General features: G+C 44.3%; 17 protein-coding genes. 9 read left to right on the top strand and 8 right to left on the bottom strand.

What is annotated here, in order from left to right; all coding sequences use genetic code 11:
• Positions 1 to 202 precede the first annotated feature (202 nt).
• Complete coding sequence (gene ettA / locus LN995_RS08940) at positions 203 to 1,873, top strand: energy-dependent translational throttle protein EttA (protein WP_229960496.1); 1,671 nt, start codon at positions 203 to 205, stop codon at positions 1,871 to 1,873.
• 128 nt (positions 1,874 to 2,001) lie between these two features.
• On the opposite strand, the gene LN995_RS08935 is transcribed toward ettA, so the two are convergent.
• Complete coding sequence (locus tag LN995_RS08935; RefSeq protein ID WP_229960494.1) at positions 2,002 to 3,570, bottom strand: serine hydrolase; 1,569 nt, start codon at positions 3,568 to 3,570, stop codon at positions 2,002 to 2,004.
• A 211-nt stretch (positions 3,571 to 3,781) separates the two neighbouring features.
• Here LN995_RS08935 and LN995_RS08930 point away from each other — a divergent pair, with 211 nt between their 5' ends.
• Complete coding sequence (locus tag LN995_RS08930; protein ID WP_229960492.1) at positions 3,782 to 4,789, top strand: GNAT family N-acetyltransferase; 1,008 nt, start codon at positions 3,782 to 3,784, stop codon at positions 4,787 to 4,789.
• 1 nt (position 4,790) lies between these two features.
• Here the strand turns inward: LN995_RS08930 and LN995_RS08925 are convergent, their stop codons facing one another.
• The 3 genes from LN995_RS08925 to ruvX form a co-directional block, all read right to left on the bottom strand.
• On the bottom strand, positions 4,791 to 5,780 hold the full coding sequence (locus LN995_RS08925) for a zinc dependent phospholipase C family protein (protein ID WP_229960490.1): 990 nt from the start codon (positions 5,778 to 5,780) through the stop codon (positions 4,791 to 4,793).
• Between the two features lie 185 nt (positions 5,781 to 5,965).
• Entirely contained in the window at positions 5,966 to 6,535 is a 570-nt protein-coding gene (def, locus tag LN995_RS08920; protein WP_229960488.1) for a peptide deformylase, read from the bottom strand.
• Positions 6,532 to 6,948 (bottom strand): Holliday junction resolvase RuvX, encoded by a 417-nt coding sequence (gene ruvX / locus LN995_RS08915; protein ID WP_229960486.1) that lies wholly within the window; start codon positions 6,946 to 6,948, stop codon positions 6,532 to 6,534. Before ruvX ends, def begins: the two co-directional genes overlap by 4 nt.
• A 323-nt stretch (positions 6,949 to 7,271) precedes the next feature.
• Between ruvX and LN995_RS08910 the strand changes: the two genes are divergently transcribed.
• A complete protein-coding gene (locus tag LN995_RS08910; RefSeq protein WP_229960484.1) occupies positions 7,272 to 8,957 on the top strand; it encodes a S41 family peptidase in 1,686 nt (561 codons plus the stop codon).
• A 251-nt stretch (positions 8,958 to 9,208) separates the two neighbouring features.
• Positions 9,209 to 9,589 carry a co-chaperone GroES gene (locus tag LN995_RS08905; protein WP_229960744.1) on the top strand — a complete coding sequence of 127 codons (381 nt, stop codon included), beginning with the start codon at positions 9,209 to 9,211 and terminating at the stop codon, positions 9,587 to 9,589.
• Between the two features lie 55 nt (positions 9,590 to 9,644).
• Here the strand turns inward: LN995_RS08905 and LN995_RS08900 are convergent, their stop codons facing one another.
• The 4 genes from LN995_RS08900 to rocD form a co-directional block, all read right to left on the bottom strand.
• The gene (locus tag LN995_RS08900) at positions 9,645 to 13,400 is read right to left on the bottom strand and encodes a S8 family serine peptidase (RefSeq protein ID WP_229960482.1); all 3,756 of its coding nucleotides are present in this window, start codon (positions 13,398 to 13,400) and stop codon (positions 9,645 to 9,647) included.
• 174 nt (positions 13,401 to 13,574) lie between these two features.
• Positions 13,575 to 14,546: a porphobilinogen synthase gene (hemB, locus tag LN995_RS08895; RefSeq protein ID WP_229960481.1), complete on the bottom strand. Its 972-nt coding sequence runs from the start codon at positions 14,544 to 14,546 to the stop codon at positions 13,575 to 13,577.
• A gap of 162 nt (positions 14,547 to 14,708) precedes the next feature.
• Positions 14,709 to 15,923 (bottom strand): acyltransferase family protein, encoded by a 1,215-nt coding sequence (locus LN995_RS08890; RefSeq protein WP_229960478.1) that lies wholly within the window; start codon positions 15,921 to 15,923, stop codon positions 14,709 to 14,711.
• A gap of 94 nt (positions 15,924 to 16,017) precedes the next feature.
• On the bottom strand, positions 16,018 to 17,259 hold the full coding sequence (gene rocD / locus LN995_RS08885) for an ornithine--oxo-acid transaminase (RefSeq protein WP_229960476.1): 1,242 nt from the start codon (positions 17,257 to 17,259) through the stop codon (positions 16,018 to 16,020).
• 262 nt (positions 17,260 to 17,521) lie between these two features.
• Here rocD and LN995_RS08880 point away from each other — a divergent pair, with 262 nt between their 5' ends.
• The 5 genes from LN995_RS08880 (at position 17,522) to ftsY (ending at position 19,988) form a co-directional block, all read left to right on the top strand.
• Positions 17,522 to 17,686, top strand: coding sequence for a DUF5522 domain-containing protein (locus tag LN995_RS08880; protein ID WP_317206938.1), 165 nt, complete (start codon positions 17,522 to 17,524; stop codon positions 17,684 to 17,686).
• Positions 17,687 to 17,808: 122 nt separating this feature from the next.
• Complete coding sequence (rpmB, locus tag LN995_RS08875) at positions 17,809 to 18,048, top strand: 50S ribosomal protein L28 (RefSeq protein ID WP_229960474.1); 240 nt, start codon at positions 17,809 to 17,811, stop codon at positions 18,046 to 18,048.
• Between the two features lie 525 nt (positions 18,049 to 18,573).
• A complete protein-coding gene (gene rpmG, locus LN995_RS08870; RefSeq protein WP_229960472.1) occupies positions 18,574 to 18,762 on the top strand; it encodes a 50S ribosomal protein L33 in 189 nt (62 codons plus the stop codon).
• 2 nt (positions 18,763 to 18,764) lie between these two features.
• Positions 18,765 to 18,917: a DUF4295 domain-containing protein gene (locus LN995_RS08865; protein ID WP_229960470.1), complete on the top strand. Its 153-nt coding sequence runs from the start codon at positions 18,765 to 18,767 to the stop codon at positions 18,915 to 18,917.
• Positions 18,918 to 19,031: 114 nt separating this feature from the next.
• On the top strand, positions 19,032 to 19,988 hold the full coding sequence (gene ftsY, locus LN995_RS08860; RefSeq protein ID WP_229960468.1) for a signal recognition particle-docking protein FtsY: 957 nt from the start codon (positions 19,032 to 19,034) through the stop codon (positions 19,986 to 19,988).
• The last annotated feature ends 7 nt before the right edge of the window (positions 19,989 to 19,995 follow it).

The raw sequence follows: 19,995 nt of genomic DNA, 5'->3' as shown, positions 1-19,995 counted from the left end.
AGTCTGTGCCTGCTTTACCTGTATAGTTTTTACAAGTTTAAGGATTTCAAACCAATTTTGTGAAAGGTAAATGCATTAATTTTACGATATTTGTAATTCTTTATGGAATAGTAATCAAGGGGATAGGCTGTGAGGCCAGTCATCCGGTATATGAGCCGGCTTTCATGGTTAACTACCAAAGCAGTTTAACTGATAATATCATATGAGTAACGAAACTATTATTTTTTCAATGGCCGGGGTAAGTAAGATCTACCCGCCAAAGAAACAAGTACTTAAGAACATTTACCTGTCTTTTTTCTATGGTGCTAAAATTGGGGTACTTGGTCTGAACGGATCTGGTAAATCAAGTTTGCTAAAGATTATTGCAGGTGTAGAGAAGGAATTTCAGGGTGAGGTAGTGTGGTCTCCGGGTTATAGTGTTGGTTACCTGGAACAGGAGCCGCAACTGGATCCAAGTAAAACGGTGCGTGAGGTCATAGAAGAAGGGGTAAGTGAAGTAGTGAACCTGCTGCGTGAGTTTGATGAGATCAACATGAAGTTCGCTGAGGAAATGACCGACGATGAGATGAACAAACTTATTGAGCGTCAGGGTGAGGTACAGGAGCGATTGGATCAGCTAAATGCATGGGAATTGGATAACCGCCTGGAGCGGGCGATGGATGCACTGCGAACACCTCCTGCTGATGCTACAATTGAAAACCTGTCTGGTGGTGAGAAGCGCCGTGTGGCTCTTTGCCGCTTACTGTTGCAGGAGCCGGATGTGTTGCTGCTGGATGAGCCAACAAACCACCTGGATGCTGAATCGGTACATTGGCTGGAGCAACACCTGCAGCAGTATAAAGGAACTGTAATTGCCGTTACTCACGACCGTTATTTTCTGGACAATGTAGCTGGCTGGATTCTGGAGCTAGATAGAGGCGAAGGCATTCCGTGGAAAGGCAACTACAGCAGCTGGTTAGAGCAGAAAGCTAGCCGACTAGCACAGGAAGAGAAGAGCGAAAGCAAGCGCCAGAAAACATTACAGCGTGAGCTGGAATGGGTGCGTATGGCTCCTAAAGCACGTCAGGCTAAGTCTAAGGCGCGTATCAGCCAATATGATAAACTAGCCAGCGAAGAAGCTAACCAAAAAGAGGCTAAACTGGAACTGTTTATACCAGATGGCCCGCGTTTAGGTGCCCAGGTTATAGAGGTAAATAACGTCAGCAAAGCCTATGGCGATAAATTGCTGTTCGAGAACCTGAGTTTTGCACTGCCGCAGGGTGGTATTGTCGGGATTATTGGTCCAAATGGTGCTGGTAAAACTACTCTGTTTAAACTGATTACTGGCCAGGAAGCACCAGATGCCGGAGACTTTGCCGTAGGTTCAACTGTGCAGATTTCTTACGTAGACCAGGAGCACACTAGTCTGAATCCTGCTAAGTCTGTGTTTGAAGTTATTTCTGGTGGTACAGAGCACATGATGATGGCGGGCCGCCAGATTGTGTCCCGTGCTTACGTGAGCAAGTTTAACTTCACAGGTTCTGACCAGGAAAAGAAGGTGGATAAGCTTTCGGGTGGTGAGCGTAACCGCGTGCATTTGGCCATGACGCTGAAAGAAGGCGGTAACCTGTTATTACTTGATGAGCCTACCAATGACCTGGATGTAAACGCCATCCGCGCGCTGGAAGATGCACTGGAGAACTTTGCGGGGTGTGCTGTTATTATTTCTCACGACCGTTGGTTCCTGGACCGTATCTGTACACACATTCTCGCTTTTGAAGGTGATTCACAAGTGTACTGGTTCGAAGGGAACTATAGTGAATACGAAGAGAACAAGAAGAAGCGCTTGGGTGATGCTGAGCCGACACGTATTCGTTATAAGAAGCTGGTTTGATTGAATGAGTAGTTATGAGTGCTGAATTAGAAATTATGAATTGATTTAGTATTCAAAGAGTAATAAAACAGAAAGCCTGCTGCAGTTACTGCGGTAGGCTTTCTGTTTTATTTACTATAGCCAACAACTTAATTCACTTTCACAAACTTCAGTTCATCAAAATGGAAGTCTGGATTATTCGCATCTAAGCGCATTTCAGCTATTTTGCCATCTTCTCCTGTTAAAAAGCGGACATTGGTCGGCGTTAACAGGGCAAAGTTGTTTTTCCAGCTTAAGTTAAAAATATCATGTTGCCAATAGGTAAGTGTACCACCAAGAGCAGGGGCAGGCACTAACTGTAGTACCAATTGGCCGTTCTGTATAGTTACAGTAGCATTGCCATATAGCTGGCTGTTGTAGGTTCCTGCATAGGCAGTTAGTTCCATTGTAGGTTTGCTCTTGCGTACTTTCTTTTCAGGCTCTTTATTTGAGTTCGCCTGTTTAGCGGCTTTATGGGCTTCTAAGGCAAACCGGCTCCAGTCGCGGCCATTCACAATGCCAAAAAACTGATCTAAGGTATAACTGGCAATGGGAGCCATAATGCTACTCATGCTATTGGTAAAAATAACCATTCCTAGGTTCTCCTCTGGTACCAGTACTGTGCGGCTGTTCATTCCTTCGTGGCCACCGCCGTGAGCTACAACCTTTCTACCTTCATAATCATCAAGCATCCAGCCTAAGCCTGCAGCAGAAAAGTGAGTAGATGGGGTAACTGTTTCAGATTGTTTTGATACCGGAAAAGGATTATGTGCCGTCCACATATTACGGCTGGCATCTTCACTGAAAATGCGCTTGCCTTTATAGGTGCCTCTATTAAGCTGCAGGCGTAGCCATTGTGCATCTTGATTTACGCTGGTAAAAATACCTGCAGCAGGATTCCAGTTATCCCAGGCAGTAAAAGTGGTGACGTAAGGTTTGCCTTTCGCATCGAAACCATGTGGTGAGGCTACATTGCCGGCGCCATTCAGATCGTTTACTGAAGTGTAGGAGCGTGTCATTCCAAGTGGCTGAAAGAAATGCTCTTTTATGAAGCTTTCCCATTTTTGGCCAGACACAGTTTCAATTACTTCTCCGGCTGCTATAAACATCAGGTTTGAGTAGCCATAGCCGTTACGGAAGCCATAGGCAGGCTCCAGGTAACGTACCCGCTGTAGAATTTCCGGACGGGAGTAAGTGGTGTTATACCAAAGTAAATCACCGCTATAGGTCTTAAAACCGACCCGGTGGCACAGCAAGTCTTCTATGGTAAGGTTTTCTGTTACATAAGGGTCATAGAGCTTCAGGTAGGGTAGATACGTCGTAACTTTGTCCTCCCATTTAATTTTACCCTGATCAACCAAAATACCTAAAGCAGCGGCTGTATAAGCTTTGGTATTAGAAGCGATGCCAAAAATAGTGTTTGCATCCACCGGACCTCCTGTTTGGTTATTCTGAACGCCATAACCCTTTGCGAAAATAACTGAGTCATCTTTAACAATGGCAATCGCCATGCCTGGCACGTTCCAATCTTTCAGTGCTTGTTCATAATAGGCATCCAGTTTAGCAAGGTCAACATTTACTTTAACTTGCTGTGCCGTGGCGTTGGAGTGTATCAGTAGCGATAGCACAAGCATTAGCATGACGCGCAACTGCATAGGTAGTGTATGAGGATTATTCATCTGAAGATAGCATTTTGATAATATGGCAAGTTAGGTAATTTTGAGGTGTAGGAAAACAAGCTCACTGGTAAGATAGTAAGGGGCGTAGCAGAAGCAAACAGTTGTACACATCCTGTTGACTGTAACGTTTCTTTTGGTAGTGATAATTGTTTATTTATTCTATACAAGTATGGCATATTAACTATTGTTAGCTGATTAAACACATATAAGTTTGATAAAGTACCTGACTCATGACCAACTGGATAAACAGCAATGGGATGCCTTAATAGAGCGTTCTTTACAGCAACAGGTGTATGCCTTGTCGTGGTACCTAGATGTGGTATCGCCGGGTTGGGAGGCAGTGGTGGAAGTGGGTGAAGCTGGAGAATACAAAGTGGTTATGCCCTTGCCTGTACGGTATAAGTTAGGTGTAAAATATTTACAGCAGCCGCTATTCTGCCAGCAGTTGGGGGCTTTTTCTTTAGAAGGAGATATTGATGTTGTAACTTATAAGAAACTGATTGGGAAAGTTTACGAGCAGGTTCGCTATGTAAATGAGCTACAGTTTAATACAAGTAATGTTGTGCCGGACCTATCCTCGCTGCCTAATGTTGAGGTCGAATTGAAGGCGACTCATTACCTTGATTTATCAATTGGTTACGATAAAATCTTCCAGAATTATAGCCGGGACCGCAAGAGGAACTTAAAAAGAGCACGTAAGAATGACCTGGAAATTATAGAAAGTGATGATATTAAATTTTTAATATCTTTTTTCAAAGATGAAGTGGCAGGCCGTATTTATGGTGGTGTAGCTGCGTCTGCTTACACCATGTTAGAAAAGCTTCATCAGGTTCTGAGAGAACATCAGGCTTGCCGGTTGTATTATATAAAAGGTACTGACGGAAAGATAAATGCTGGTCGCTTAATTCTGTTTTACAAGAATAAAGTCACCTTATTGGTGAGCGCATCTTCAGCGTATGGGCGAAAACTGAACGGTCGCACCTTAGTGCTTGATCAGCTGATACAGGAATTTGCTGGAAGAGACTATATTATTGATTTTGAAAGCCCGGATAAACATGAGCAAAGCCTTATATACTTTTATGAGAGTTTTGGCCCCAAGCAGGTAGCTTTTCAAGCAGTGAGTTACAACAGGCTTCCTAAGGTAATTAAACTAATAAGGAATGTTCGGATGCGCATAGTTCGGATGTTACGAGGCTTGGCAAACTCATATGTTAGTTAGTTTAGTGGTTTACATGATCACCTTCTTTCCGTGGTAAATGTGCTCCCTGGTCGTACTCCTTCTGCTCCATTTTCAGGCGCTCCTGCTCTGCCACAGATATTTCTTTAGTAAGCGTACGTAAATCTGGTTGCCCCGCATCTACCCAGGCGGTATACCAATAGCTGGCGATAGTTTGAATGGCTAATCGCATTTGCCGCTCTACCTGCCCGTTAAGCCTGTTACGGTATGCTTCAGAAAAATCTCTGGAGTAGACGCGTGTTGTAAGGTTGTTGCGTACTTCAAACCCATATTTCTTGTCCTCGTCGAATTCCTGCGTCAACTGGCGCTCAAAGGTTAGTACAGAGTCAAGGGCTTGGTGTGCACTGGTTACTAGTTCCCAAGCTTTTATCTGAGGTTGCTCTATGTATTGTGCCTGTCCTACAAAAAAGTCATAATTATCAGAAAATAGCTCCGGCAGACGCGTTTCCCAGAAAGCATGAATGCCCCGTTGGCCTGTTAGCTGCCCATTATAATTCTGAGTAGTGTGGAGAGGTACAGCAGCATCCGCTATATAATGGCCAATTTCAGTGGAGAGGCGCAGAATACGGTCAAGGTTTCGCTCTTTGAAGGCCTGTGTTAACTGGTATTTCATCAGGCTAATATGCCAGGGTACAATGCCATAAGTCTGGAGCGTGTCTTCGGAATATTTTTCTACAGCCTGCTGCCAAAAACGGGGCATTTTGTAAAGGGCACTGTCGCCATACACGTCCAGGTCTATGTAATGCCTGGGTGCTTCGTATTCTACAGCATAGCGGCGGCGGTCGGGGTTAACTGCATTCTCTGTAACGTACCGGATATGCATTTTGTAGAAGCCAACCATTTCAGGAGGTAGTGCAAACACAGCTAACCTATTGATACGCTGGTGCGCAAAGAAGCCCCACGTGTAGCCAATCTGGGGCAGGGACAGTGTGATTAGTAGGGAAAAGAGTATGATGCGTAGTTTGCCATCCATAATTTCTCCTACGGAAATAAGTTAGTTCTTGATTACAGGAGTTAAACTGGAAGAAACGCGGTTAATAAAGGCTACCCTTCACATGCTGGGAATCTCTCTAATTATTATTAGGTAGCTACAACAGAAGAAGCGCCTGCCGCAATTAAGCAATAGGCGCTTCTTCTGTTATTTTTAATAAGGCTGGTTTATCTTTTCTTAGAAACGGTCGGGAACTTCATGCGGTAATCAGCGTCAACGTCACCTTTCGATATCTTGTTAAGTCTGTTTTTGATGAGGCGTTTTGTAAGGCCGGACAGGTGGTCTGTGAATAGAATGCCCTCCACATGATCATACTCGTGCTGAATAACACGGGCTGTCATGCCATCATAGGTATCCTCATGTTCATTCCAGTCCTCATCAAAATAGCGGATAACGATACGCTCCGGCCGGTATACCACCTCGCGTACACCAGGTATGCTTAAGCAACCTTCTTCAAAACCCCAATCTTCACCATCCTCTTCAATAATTTCAGGATTGATAAAAGCTCTTTTCACGCCTTTGCCTTTTTCCTCATCATCCATCATGGGCTCAGAGTCGATCACAAACAAACGAATGCTCTTGTTAATTTGAGGGGCGGCCAGGCCAACACCATGTGCGTGGTACATAGTAGTGAACATGTCTTCCACTAACTCTTTCAGGTCAGGGAAATCTTTTGGAATGTCCTGTGCAGGTTCTTTTAGTACAGGGTCGCCATAGGCGATAATAGGGTAAATCATATAGTTCTGCTCTCTAAATACGATTGTAAAATAATAGTTGCACTTACACGGTCTACGGTAGCTTTGTCCTGGCGGGCTTTTTTGCCAAGCCCACCGGCTAACATAGCTTTATGGGCCATGCTGGAGGTAAAGCGTTCATCTACCGTATGTATAGGCACAGCCGGAAATTCTTTCTGCAGCTTGCGTACAAAACCTACCACATGAGGTGTTGCATCAGTTGCCTCCCCCGTAAGACGGCGAGGCATGCCTACTACAAAGGCTTCAACCGGCTCACGCTGTGTGTAGCTCTTCAGGTAAGTTAACACATCTTTGGCATGAACGGTTTCTAGCGGTGTCGCAATAATCTGAAGTGCATCAGTAACAGCTAGTCCTACACGCTTGTTTCCGTAATCAACTGCCAGAATTCTTCCCATACTATGCTATGTGTTTGTTGCTTTACCAGTGTTGCAGCAGCCTGTCTGGCAGGATGCTTGCATGCTGTTGAACTGCAAAGTTAACTAATATTTTAGATTTTAAATTGTGAGTAGCCGGGGCTGTATTTGAAACGTTTAAGAGGAAGTAAACCGAAAGGGGCTGAACAAAAGGAACATATTTAGGTGTTATGATAGTACCTTAATAAGAGGATTACCTTTTACAAACAAATATATATGTTGCTACAAAATTTTGTATATTGTAGGAGAGGAGGAGTATAAAGGAACATTTGTTCCCGGCACTCTATCCATAATATCATCAGACTATGAGTGAAGAGATAAGAAACAGCTGGCAGGAAGAGGAGAAGATGCCGGAATCGAACAAGCCGAAGAATTCACTGTTTCAGATACGGTTGCCGCTGTACATTGCAATGGCGTTGGTAGTTGGTGTGTTGCTCGGGGCAAACACTTTTTCGCCATCTACCAGCAATCCGCAGGGTACTGCCAAAAGCTATCTGAAGTTCCGAGATATACTCAGCTATATAGACCGCGATTATGTGGACTCTGTAGATGTGGAGGAGCTTTCGGACTATGCGATTACCAAGATGCTGGAGAAATTGGATCCGCACACGTCGTACATCCCGGCAAGTGAATTAGCTATGGCACGTTCTTATTTAGAGGGTGATTTTGAAGGCATAGGTGTAGAGTTCAACATTTTTAATGATACTATTTATGTGATATCTCCCTTAAGTGGCGGCCCCTCTGAGGCGGCTGGCATAGAGGCCGGAGATAAAATTGTTAAAGTTGATGGAGAGGATGTAGCAGGTGTGTCTATAACGAATGAGGGTGTATTTAAGCATTTACGCGGGCCAAAGGGTTCTGAGGTAGAACTGAGTATAAAACGAGAGAGTACAGATAGCCTTATGAACTTTACTATTGTCCGGAATAAAATACCTACTCACTCGGTAGATGTTAGCTATATGGTGGATGACAGAACTGGCTATCTGAAGGTAAGCCGCTTCTCAGCCAACACCTTTGAAGAATTTAAGCAGGCACTAACTGACCTGAAGAAAAAAGGCATGCAGCAACTGATCCTGGACCTGCGTGGTAACCCTGGAGGATACATGGACCATGCCACCCGTATGGCCGATGAATTTATTTCCGGTGATAAAATGATTGTGTACACAGATGGAAAAGGGAATAAATATGACTCCAAAACATATGCCCGTACAAAAGGTGATTTTGAGAGTGGTGCCCTGATTGTGTTGGTAGATGAAGGGAGCGCCTCTGCATCTGAAATTGTAGCCGGTGCTTTGCAGGATAATGACCGTGCTCTTATTGTTGGCCGCCGTTCCTTCGGAAAGGGATTGGTGCAGATGCCGATTCCGCTGAACGATGGCTCTGAACTTCGGCTTACCATATCACGATACTTTACGCCTAGCGGCCGTTCTATTCAGAAATCGTATCAGGGAGGTGCAGAAGAGTATCAGAAGGATATTCTGCATCGCTTCGAGAATGGAGAGTACTTCCACCCGGACAGCAGCCTGTTTGTAGACTCACTAAAATACAAAACGCTAAACGGACGTGCTGTTTATGGAGGCGGAGGCATTATGCCAGATGTTTTTGTGGCACGCGATACAACAGAACTGTCTAAGTACCTGAGCCAGCTCTATAATAAGAATGTTATCCGGGAGTATGCCCTGAACTATTATAGGAGCCACCGCAAAGAGCTGGAAAAGATGTCTTTTGAGCGTTTTAATAAGAGTTTCCAGGTTACAGACAAAATGCTGCAGGAGGTAGTGGCATTGGCTAACGAGACTAACGTGGAATATAAGCAGGCAGAGTTTGAGCGATCCAAGAGCCTGTTGCGCAACAACGTAAAAGCCTTTATAGCCCGTAGCGTGTACGGCAATGCAGGGTTTTATCCGGTGTTGCACGAGTCTGATGAAGAAGTGCAGGAGGCGCTTAAGCAGTTTGCCCGGGCACAGCGTTTGGCTAAAGGAGGTTCCTGATAGTTTGTTTAATGTATTTAAAGAATAAAGCCTTTTTCGTTACAACAATAACACAAAGGCACGTATAAATTACATCTTCTTAAAGGAGAGTAAGTTTAGAGACTTATTCTCCTTTTTGTTTTAAAGATTTATCTTTGTAGATCGTTTCGGAGCAACGCGGTTATTAATTGGTATTGCGCGACAGAAACACTTTAAGCTGCCAGGCAATTATGAGTAACAGCTGACCCAATTTAATTATGGATACATTACCGATGAGGATTTCTGAGAAGAATAAGTTAGAGAAAATTATTATTGTAGGAGACCGTGTACTGATAAAGCCAAAGACTGCACAGGATCAGACAAAGAGTGGTTTATACTTACCGCCAGGAGTACAGGAAAAGGAGAAAGTGCAGGAAGGATATATCATGAGAGTTGGGCCAGGCTACCCGATTCCGGCAGATTATGGCTTTGATGAAGAGCCCTGGGGGAATGAAGATGAGGACGAAGTTCGATACATTCCGCTTCAGGCAAAAGAAGGCGACCTGGCCATATACCTGCAACGGGATGCTATTGAGATAAACTACCTCGGCGATAAATACTTTATCGTGCCGCAGTCGGCAGTACTTATGCTGGTGCGTGAAGAGGATCTTTAGTCATAATCAGCACTAAAATAAATAGCCCCGGTAAATGTTGCCGGGGCTATTTATTTTAGTGCTGTACTACCAGCTTTTTAGAGTACATTTTATTGCCGTGCTGTACGCGCAGTATATACACACCAGATGCCCTGGATGATAAGTCGATTAAGCCTTCAAACTGGCCATTACGCTGTGTTATCTTATCTTTCAACAATTGCTTGCCCAGCAGGTCTACCACCTCAAATATAATGTCTTCTGGTTGTGGCGTTTCCAGTGACAATGTAAAGTGGCCGCTACTAGGGTTTGGTGACACTACTAGTTCTGATCCTGTATCGCGTAGTTCTGGCCTGTAATAGTATGTATAAGGCGTAGACATATCAGAGATACAGCCATTTTTCTGAACTACTACACTGTAGCTTCCATCTTCAACTGGCTCAAACGTTTGTCCTGTGGCTCCGTCAATTTTTCTGTTATCAAGATACCATTGGTTCCCCTCTGCAGCATCAGACATCAAGGCCTGCCCCTGGCGTGTAACAACAGGAGTAACAAGTGGTGTTCCGGTTTCTATGGGTACTTCTATGCGCTCACTTTGGCAGCCAAGGGCACGTACTTTTAAATCATAGAAATAATAATAGTAATCCTGTGAGGTAGTAGTAGCCGTATTGCCGGTGACGGATACCACATTGGGCACCCCAAACGGATAGCCTGTTACGCCTTGGTTATTTCTAAAAATAGTAGCTCCATCTTCATAAGAAATAGTTATGTTATAATTGCCTGCTTCGGGTATTTCCAGCCCCAGATAATAAACGGCTCCTGTATCATTAGGGTCGTCAGGTTGGTTTCCTTCGGCTGGTGTTGTTCTGGTTGGTGTTACATATAGCGTACGCGACGATACTGGAGCACCATCAGCATCATATATGGTAAATGTTATTTTTCCTTTGTGGCCTATATAAAGTCGGGCACTCTCAAGCAGCATAGGAGCATTGGCTGTAAGTAGCACATAAGGTGTAAACTGGTTATATCCGCCACCTGTAGCAAAGCTTTTACTGGATGGTCCTATAGTGGCTTCAAACTCATTAAGGGCTGCATAAAGCTTTGTAGTTGCTTGTGCATCAATACGTGTCTGGTTACCTGCAGCCACAGGTAATGTACTTGTAAGAGAGCTGTACCAGAAAATACTGCCATCTCCTGAGCCTGTCAAGGTGTAGCCTGCATCGCTGCCACAGCGATATGCCGATGCTGTGGGTGGAACTGCTGGTTCACTTACTGTAAAAGTGTACGAGGTATTGTTGTTGCTTTCTACGGCATCTCCTGCCAAACCAGATGTGGCTTTAAGTTCGTAAGTAGTTCCGGCTTTAGTGGCAAAGCTGCCATTTACCAAAAATTCCGTTTGGGCAGATGCTGCGAGGCTACTGCTATAAGTACCTTGCAGTTGTGTGATCTCAGCTCCGTTCTCAAGCACAGCAACAGTAACAGGAACATTAGCAGCAGAGGCAGTACCATAATTGCGAATGGTTACGGCAACGTTTTGTACTGGTGAGGCGCATCCTGTTACTCCTATAGGTAATAAGGCTGTTACGGCAACGTCTTTTTGTGGCTTCTCAAACTGTACCAGGTAGTCTTGTGTTTCGCCCCGGGTATAGCTACCACAGGCAGAGATATTGGCTGCATCAGCAGTTTCCTGCAACACCACACGCATACGTACTTTATTGCCAGCCAGTACAGCTGTAGGCGCAGTAATAGAAGTGGTGTAAGTAGAGGTGCCGTTAATAATATTAGTAGTGGACACAGCTTCGCCTGTGTCATCGAAGTCTCCATCGCCGTTCCAGTCTATAAAAGCTTTAGCTGCTTTGGCCACATCTGTTCCACAGGAACCTAACTCAAGAGCTAGTGGTTTTGTCTGTCCTGGTTCAAAAGTGAAAACTTCGTTGGTAAGGTCACGGTAAGTAGTGCAGCCTGCTGGCAACGTAACTGTTTTTGTTCCGAGAGTTATTTTATTAATTCTGGCTCCGCTATCAGATGCCGGGCTGCTGGTGCAGAAAGCAGTACCACCAACACCGCTTACGAGTAGAGAGTATGCCTGCGGTCCTTTTGTAAGCGTGCCTTTATGCTGTACTTTTATGGTATATTTTTTACCTGGTACTGCATCTGCAATATAAACCTGCTCCACATTGTCCAGTTTGTTATCTCCGGTGGTGGCGGCCTGGGTCGGGTTTTCAGGATTCAGCATCCAAGGCATGTATGTTGCAGAGCCTTGCGATACGCGTACATCTAAATCGTTAACCAGTCGTGGCGTGCGGTTGTTCAGAGCGGAAGCTCCCACTTTGATCACGCTTGCTTCAGGGTCTGTCCAGGAGATAGTTACAACCAGTGGGCCTTTGCCAGAGGCAACGACATCTACTATATTAGTCTCGTTTTGCTGCAATGTTCTTTCCTGTAGCAAATGGTTGCTGTTTAGGTTAGATATAACAGAAGCAGCACGCTCGGCATCTAGTAAGCCCCAGCCATATATGTAGTCAGGCCCCGGTGTGTCACCTGCTTCATCTGCTGTGTGTATAGCCAGCCCTTTTAGCGTTGCTGCCCGCATCACACTACCGTTATTTAACTTTGAATAATGCTCCTGTAGCAGTAGCAAAGAGCCGGACACATTGGGTGCAGCCATAGAAGTTCCGCTCAGGTTTTCATAAGCTCTGTCGCTGCCTGACGAAGTGGACAGAACAGAAACACCATTGCCTACCAGGTCTGGTTTGATACGGCCATCGTCTGTGGGGCCAAAGCTGCTGAAGCTGGCAACACTTACATCGCTTGCCTGATTATAACCATCAGGTATAGGCGAGACAGCTCCTATTGTCAGAACATTTTTAGCATTGCCATAAGTAGAGATAACATCATACTCACTGTTATTGCTGATGTTGGCTGGGCGTTTCTCTACCAAATCAAATTTGCCTGATGAATTCCGCTGGTAATATGATTTACCAGCTTCGGGCCCGTTTTCGTTGCGGTTGTTGCCCACCGATTTTACAATAAGATAGTAAGGCGCACTATAAGCAATCTGATCCCATTTAGCGGCTGTTTCATCATAGTAGCCAAACTTATAGTCTTCTGTTTTGCTGATTTCAGTGTCGCCCCACCATTCCCAGAAGGGGTCTTTGTCGGTGCCTTCACGGTCAGAGTTATAGCGCCACCCGGCAATGCTGCCATAAGAGTGATTAGAAATCAGAAGACTTTTTGCAGCCTCGGCCATTTCAGCAGCATCACCATTAAAGTCATAGGCCTGCAGCTTTTTTACTCCGTAAGCCATTCCTTTAGCCAGAGCGTTCACTCCTGAGGCTACCATTGTTCCTGCTACGTGTGTGGCATGGTCATTTAACTCAGAGGCATCATCTTTCTGCCCTACACGACCTTTTAATTCCTGGTGTGATGTTCGGATCTGGCCTCCGTCCCAAATGCCGATTTTTTCTGCCACTGAACTGCTGGAGCCGCTTAAGCTCAAGCCAAGAGAGCCCCCAGCCCAGAGCTGATCTGTTTTAGTAGTGGCTGCGGCACGTGCGTTGTTATAGGTAATGTAATAGATCGGCAAGCCCTTCGTGTCTAAACCCTGAAGCGAGACGTAAGAACCATCAGTATATGTTTTTTCAACAACCCAGCCATGTTTGTGAGCGAGCTCTAAAGCTTTGCTTCGGTTGGCTTTATAGTCTTTCTGAGCGGCATTCGCAATACGAGACAACGCTTTGGTGTCTGTGCGAATGGGAGTGTTGCTGTTTTGTGCCAATGCCGTTGTAGCCGATGCCAGCGTCAGAGCAACGAGCCAGAGGCGCCATCTTCTCATAAATAAGTAAACGTGTAGAAATGTTTGTTTATCAAGTTACTCTAAAAGTATGATAATGACAAAGTCGTTCAAATCTTAATGTAATTATTTTATGAAAGGGTAACTGCTCAGGCTATAAACTAAAAGCGCATCAGATTTATCTGATGCGCTTTTAGTTTATCACAATCAAAATCGCTATTTCTTTAAATATTGCGCGTACTCTTTGGCAAAATATGTGAGTATAGCGTCAGCTCCGGCTCGTTTAATGCTCATCAGAACTTCGACCATTGCCTTCTCGCCATCTATCCAGCCATTTTGAGCTGCGGCTTTCACCATTGCATACTCGCCACTTATGTTGTAAGCCGTAATAGGCAGGTGCGAGTTCTCGCGCAGCAGCTTAATCACATCCAGGTAAGCAAGAGCAGGCTTTACCATCAGATAATCAGCTCCCTCCATCGTGTCCAATTCTGCTTCTATCAAGGCTTCGCGGCTATTGGCGTAGTTCATCTGGTAGGTTTTCTTATCGCCGGCTTTAGGTGCAGAGCCCAGAGCGTCGCGGAAAGGGCCATAGAAAGCGCTGGCATACTTTGCGGTGTAAGCCATAATAGCTACTTTCTGAAATCCATTATCGTCCAGCACCTGGCGGATGTAACCAATGCGGCCATCCATCATGTCTGAAGGGGCAATAATGTCAGCTCCGGATTGTGCCTGGATAAGCGCCATTTTGCCTAGAACTTCCAGTGTTTCGTCGTTTAATATCTCTCCGTTTTCTACTATACCGTCATGCCCGTCAGAACTGTAAGGGTCCATGGCTACGTCGGTTACCAAGGCTACGTCCGGGAAGTTTTTCTTTATCTCACGGATAACAGTAGGGAAAAGGCCTTCCGGGTTATGGCTTTCGGTAGCGTATTTGTCTTTGAGCTGCTCAGGAATGCTTGGAAACGGAGCGAAAACTTTAATGCCGAGCTCCACACAAGCCTGTACCTCTTCCAGAACAGTATCGGTGGTGAAACGGTAAATGCCAGGCATAGAGGAAACCTCTACGCGCTTGTTCTGACCATCAATAACAAAAAGCGGATATATAAGATCTTGCGTGCCTAGTGTGTTTTCCTGCACCATGCTGCGAATCGCCTCTGTCTGACGATTACGTCTTGGTCTTCTGATCATAGTTATAATTCTTTACAGAAAATTGTTCAAAATCAAGTTGCTGCAAAGGTACGGCTAAAGCAGGGCAATTGAAATGATGTTTTAGCTTTTGTGTTTGCACATGGTTATAAATTAGCTATAAGCGTTACCCTTTGCAGTAGTTAAAGTGATACAAACGCTCGCTTATGCCGGGGCAGCTTTGGCCGTGATGTTCTTTTTCCTCATAAACGGCCGCTCTGCTACTAAAAAGAACAAATAAGAAGCTCCTAAAATCAATGTGAAAGAAAAGAAGAATAAAGATAGAATGCCAGCTAATGGAGACAGGTTGAGCGGAGCCACCATGTACTGTGATAGAACCTGTAGTAGTGGCGCATGAATTAAGTAAATACTATACGCAAAGGTCCCTATAAAGACCAGCGGTTGCCAGGAGAGGAACTTATGAAGCAGAGGGAGTTTTCCGGATGTTATAGTTAGCAAAAGCCCGGCAGCAGCTATGCCGATCATTATATCAGTTAATATCCATAATGTAAGCCCTGTGGCCCGTTCTAAAGCAAACTTTGATAAGCCTACCAGTATAACAGCAACTGCAATAGCTTTCCAGGGCAGCTTATCGCGTAGGCGGGCGCAAAGAGCCTGTTCAGAAAAGGAAATATGTGCTGCCAGCATACCTAGTGTAAAAAGAGCTACATAATGCACAGAAACACCATTTATTCCTGTGTTAAGATCAGTAGGTAATAAAGCAAGCCACAGCATCGGCGTTAGCAGTATAGTAGCCAGCGTTGTTGTAAAAGGTCCTAGCTTTCGCCAGGAAAGCACCAGGAGAGGGAACAGGAAGTAGATGCGCCACTCAACCGAAATAGACCAGAATGCATAGTTTATAGTAGAGAACGTGTCTTCAAATACATCTTGTATCAGAAAGAGGTGGGTAACAATATCCCAGGAAGTTACCGGAATACTTTTGTGCCAGATAGTACCGGTGTCCTGCCCAATGAGTGTGGCAATGAGTAATAATGTAAAGCCCATGGCCAGGTAGTAAGGTGGCAGAATACGCTTTGCCCGTTTCCTTATAAACTGAAAAGTGCTGTCTCGCATGATGCCGTTGCGGCGGACTACAGGCAACATAAGACAGAAGCCGGATATAACAATAAAAAAATCTACGGAATAATGCCCTTTGTGCACAAGCTTGTAAAGCAGCCCGGCCAGTGAGAAGGAGCTTTGATCCACATCAACATGCAGACTGGCATGGCACAGCACTACATAAAGGGCAGCCAGGGCCCGTAAGCCATCTAAGTAATCCAGGTGAAGTGAACCTAACTGCGTTTTAGAAAGATCCTGAACAAGCTGTGTCTGCTGTTCAGGATCCTTTTTTAGAATACGAAAAGGTGTAAACGAATACATTTAAGTTGATTTACTGTGTCGGATCCTTTTCTTGAGGTACGAGATTCAAAACTGATAGGGTTGTCACAATAAACATCAACTTGAACAGGTTCCCTTAGAAGTTTAAGATTACCTCCTCAATAATATCGCAGCACTCATGTAGTTGCTCTTCTGTAATAACCAGTGGCGGTGCAAACCGGATAATATCGCCGTGGGTAGGCTTAGCCAGGAGGCCTTTTTCCATCAAAGCCACGCATACATCCCAGGCGGTGCGGCCATCATCAGTTGGTTCAATTACAACGGCGTTCAGAAGGCCCCTTCCTCTGACTAAATTTACCAGCTCCGGGCGTTTCTCCTGCATACGTGTCATCCGCTTACGGAACATCTCACCCAGCACACGTGCATTTTCAGTAAGGTTTTCATCTTTAATTACTTCTAAAGAAGCCACCGCTACGGCTGCAGCCAATGGGTTGCCACCAAAGGTAGAACCATGCTCACCCGGCTGAATGCAGAGCATGATATCATCGTTAGCGAGTACGGCAGAAACAGGAAGCACACCGCCTGACAAGGCTTTGCCTAGAATGAGTACATCTGCTTTCACATCGTCATAATAGCTAGCCAGCAATTTCCCTGTGCGGCCAATACCTGTCTGAATCTCGTCGGTCATGAGTAAGACATTATACTCTTTGCACAATGCATGGGCTTTAGCCAAATAACTTTCGTCCGGTACCATTACGCCAGCTTCACCCTGTATCGGCTCTACAAGAAAGGCACACACATTGGAATTTTCCTGCAATGCTTGTTCCAGTGCGTCTACATCATTATAAGGTATCACTTTGTACCCTGGCATGTAAGGGCCAAAACCTTTAGTAGAGTCAGGGTCTGTAGAAAATGAAATAATACCTGTTGTGCGGCCATGAAAGTTGTGGTCGACAGCAATAATTTCGGCCTTATGTGGGGCAATGCCTTTCTTTAAATAGGCCCATTTGCGGGCAAGCTTAATGGCTGTTTCTACAGCCTCGGCACCGGAGTTCATGAGCAATGACTTATCGTAGCCAAAGTACTCGCAGATGTATTGCTCTGCCGCGCCAAGTTTATCGTTATAAAAAGCACGGGAGGTAAGGGTAAGCTTTTGTGCCTGCTCTGTTAGCGCATTAATAATTTTAGGATGGCAATGCCCCTGGTTCACGGCACTGTAAGCTGATAAGAAATCATAGTAACGTTTTCCTTCTACATCCCATAGGTGCACGCCTTTGCCCCGGTTGAGCACCACGGGTAGCGGGTGATAGTTATGAGCTCCATATTTATGTTCTGTGTCAATAGCCTGTTGGCTGGATGTTAAAGCTTGTATACTCATAGTTTTATAAGTAGTATTAAATAAAATAAAAGTTAAGACCGCAGCATTTTGCCGGGCTTGCCCTTTTCTTTAGAAAAAGCACAGGGCGAACAGTTGTAAAGCTAATAAAAACGGCTTAGTTTCTAAATCTGCCAAGCCAGAGTGCAGGCATTCCAGAACTGCTTTATAGTTATGGTGTACCCTTCAAAGAGGTATAGCGTTACCATATTTTGAAAGATGAAACTATTTTGGCTTACTTTGCCTTACCTTTAAACAAGAAGAAGTGGCGCAGAAGTTAAAAGAGGGAGAGGATTATTACCTTAACGAGCAAGGCTTCATGGTTTTTACAGCTAAGTATCACCTAAAACGTGGACACTGCTGTAGGAATGGCTGCCGCCACTGCCCTTATGGCTTTAAAAAGAAAGTGCAACAGGGAAAAGGACAATAAAAAAACATGTTAAGAAGAATATTTTAGCAAGTTTTATTAAAAATATTTTCTATGCCTTTGAATTTCTGTATCTTTTTGCAGATATTTGCACCCCAATTGAAATAATTTAGAAGAAATATAAGATGGCACGAGTTTGCGATTTAACAGGAAAAAGAGTACAAGTAGGTAACAACGTTTCTCACGCTAACAACAAAACTAAGCGTAAGTTCTATCCAAATCTTCAGAAGAAGCGTTTCTACATCCCTGAGGAAGATGCTTGGGTAACACTTAAAGTTTCTACTTCAGCTTTGAGAACTATCAATAAAAATGGTATTTCTTCTGTGTTGAAGAAAGCTGCTGAGCAAGGATATATCGTATTCTAAATGGCCGTTCCCCGGCTGTGGATGTTGCTTGGGTAACTGTAAGAGTTGCTTCTGCTCGAATACACTGCGTCGGACAAGCCATCTGATACTTTAAATAAAGATTTCCACCGGCAACGGAGAAAGGTGTTATAGCATTTGCTGCCATCTTACTCCGTTGTTGTTTTTTTGCCAGTCTTGTTTGCTTAGGCAAAGAACAGGTAATTGCTATTGTTGCGTTTGCTCTTTAGTAGTACCAGGCTTAATGCTTAACCTCTTTAGAAAGCTGCTTACAGGGTGTGATGTGAGGCTGAGGTAACGCTTCTGATACAATATAATTGAAAGTGTTGAACTTAACCTAGGCAGAAAAGAGACTGGTTCTCTGGATAATTTTCTGCTTCAGAAACCAGATCGGAATCTGCTGTGTTACAGTGTTAGAGAGAAATTAAGAGTGTCTTAGAAAAGTATTAGAATAAATTTTATACATTGTTTGTAATTAGCGATTTAAGCTTTTATATTTGCAGTCCTAAATAAAAAATTACTGTCGAGATGGCTAAAAAAGCAAAAGGTAATAGAATCCAGGTTATTATGGAGTGTACAGAGCAGAAAGCTACTGACATACCTGGAACTTCAAGGTACATCACTACCAAAAACAGAAAGAATACTCCTGAGCGTCTAGAGCTTAAGAAGTACAATCCTAATTTGAAAAAAGTAACTGTACATAAAGAAATTAAATAACCATGGCTAAGAAGGTAGTTGCAACCCTAAAGACCGCTACAGGTAAAGATTGGGCAAAAGTGATCAAAGCTGTTAAGTCTCCAAAGACAGGTGCTTATACTTTTAGAGAAGAAATGGTACCTGTTGATAAAGTACAGGAGTTCCTTGCTAAATAGTACAGCCTACTCTACTTTATATAGATAAGATTACATGAAGAAGTCCCTTTGTTGGGACTTTTTTAGTATATTACCGTATCACACTGTGCAGTCTTCACCCTACTTAAAAATCAGATGGGAATATTTGACTTTTTCAGCAAAGAGAAGAAAAAAGAATCGCTGGACAAAGGCCTGGAGAAAAGCAAATCCAACTTCTTTGGGCAGCTTAGTAAAGCCGTTATAGGTAAATCTACAGTAGATGTAGAGGTCCTCGACGAGCTGGAAGAAATACTTGTGCATGCAGATGTAGGTGTTGATACTACGGTTAAAATTATTGACCGTATTGAGCAGCGTGTGGCCCGGGATAAATATGTAAGCACAGACGAACTTGACCGCATATTGCGCGAAGAAATTGCTGATCTTCTGGAGGAGAACAACTCTGGTGATGCGGGTGATTTTGACCTCCCTGCCAATGTAAAGCCTTATGTAATAATGGTGGTTGGCGTAAACGGCGTAGGGAAAACAACTACTATTGGTAAATTAGCCTCTCAATTTCACCAGGCTGGCAAGCAGGTGGTGTTAGGCGCAGCCGATACGTTCCGTGCCGCCGCCGTAGACCAGTTGATTATCTGGGGTGAGCGTGTAGGTGTACCAGTTATTTCACATGGCATGAACACAGACCCTGCTTCTGTAGCATATGATGCTGTGAAGAAAGGCGTGGAAATGAATGCTGATGTCGTGATCATAGACACAGCAGGACGCTTGCATAATAAAGTAGGCCTGATGAATGAGTTGGCTAAGATTAAGCGTGTAATGCAGAAGATTACCCCGGATACACCGCATGAGGTGCTACTGGTGTTAGATGGCAGCACAGGACAGAATGCTTTGCTGCAGGCCCGCGAGTTTACCAAAGCCACTGATGTTACTGCTATGGCTATTACTAAGCTGGATGGTACAGCAAAAGGTGGTGTGGTAATTGGCATTTCAGATGAATTCAAAATTCCTGTAAAGTACATCGGAGTTGGGGAGAAAATAGAAGACCTGCAGGTGTTTGATAAGAATGCATTTGTAGATTCTTTCTTCTCTAAGTAATTTAACA

It is taken from the genome of Pontibacter silvestris (assembly GCF_020907275.1).
Lineage (GTDB): Bacteria > Bacteroidota > Bacteroidia > Cytophagales > Hymenobacteraceae > Pontibacter > Pontibacter silvestris.
This window is presented reverse-complemented; position numbering and strand designations above follow the sequence as displayed.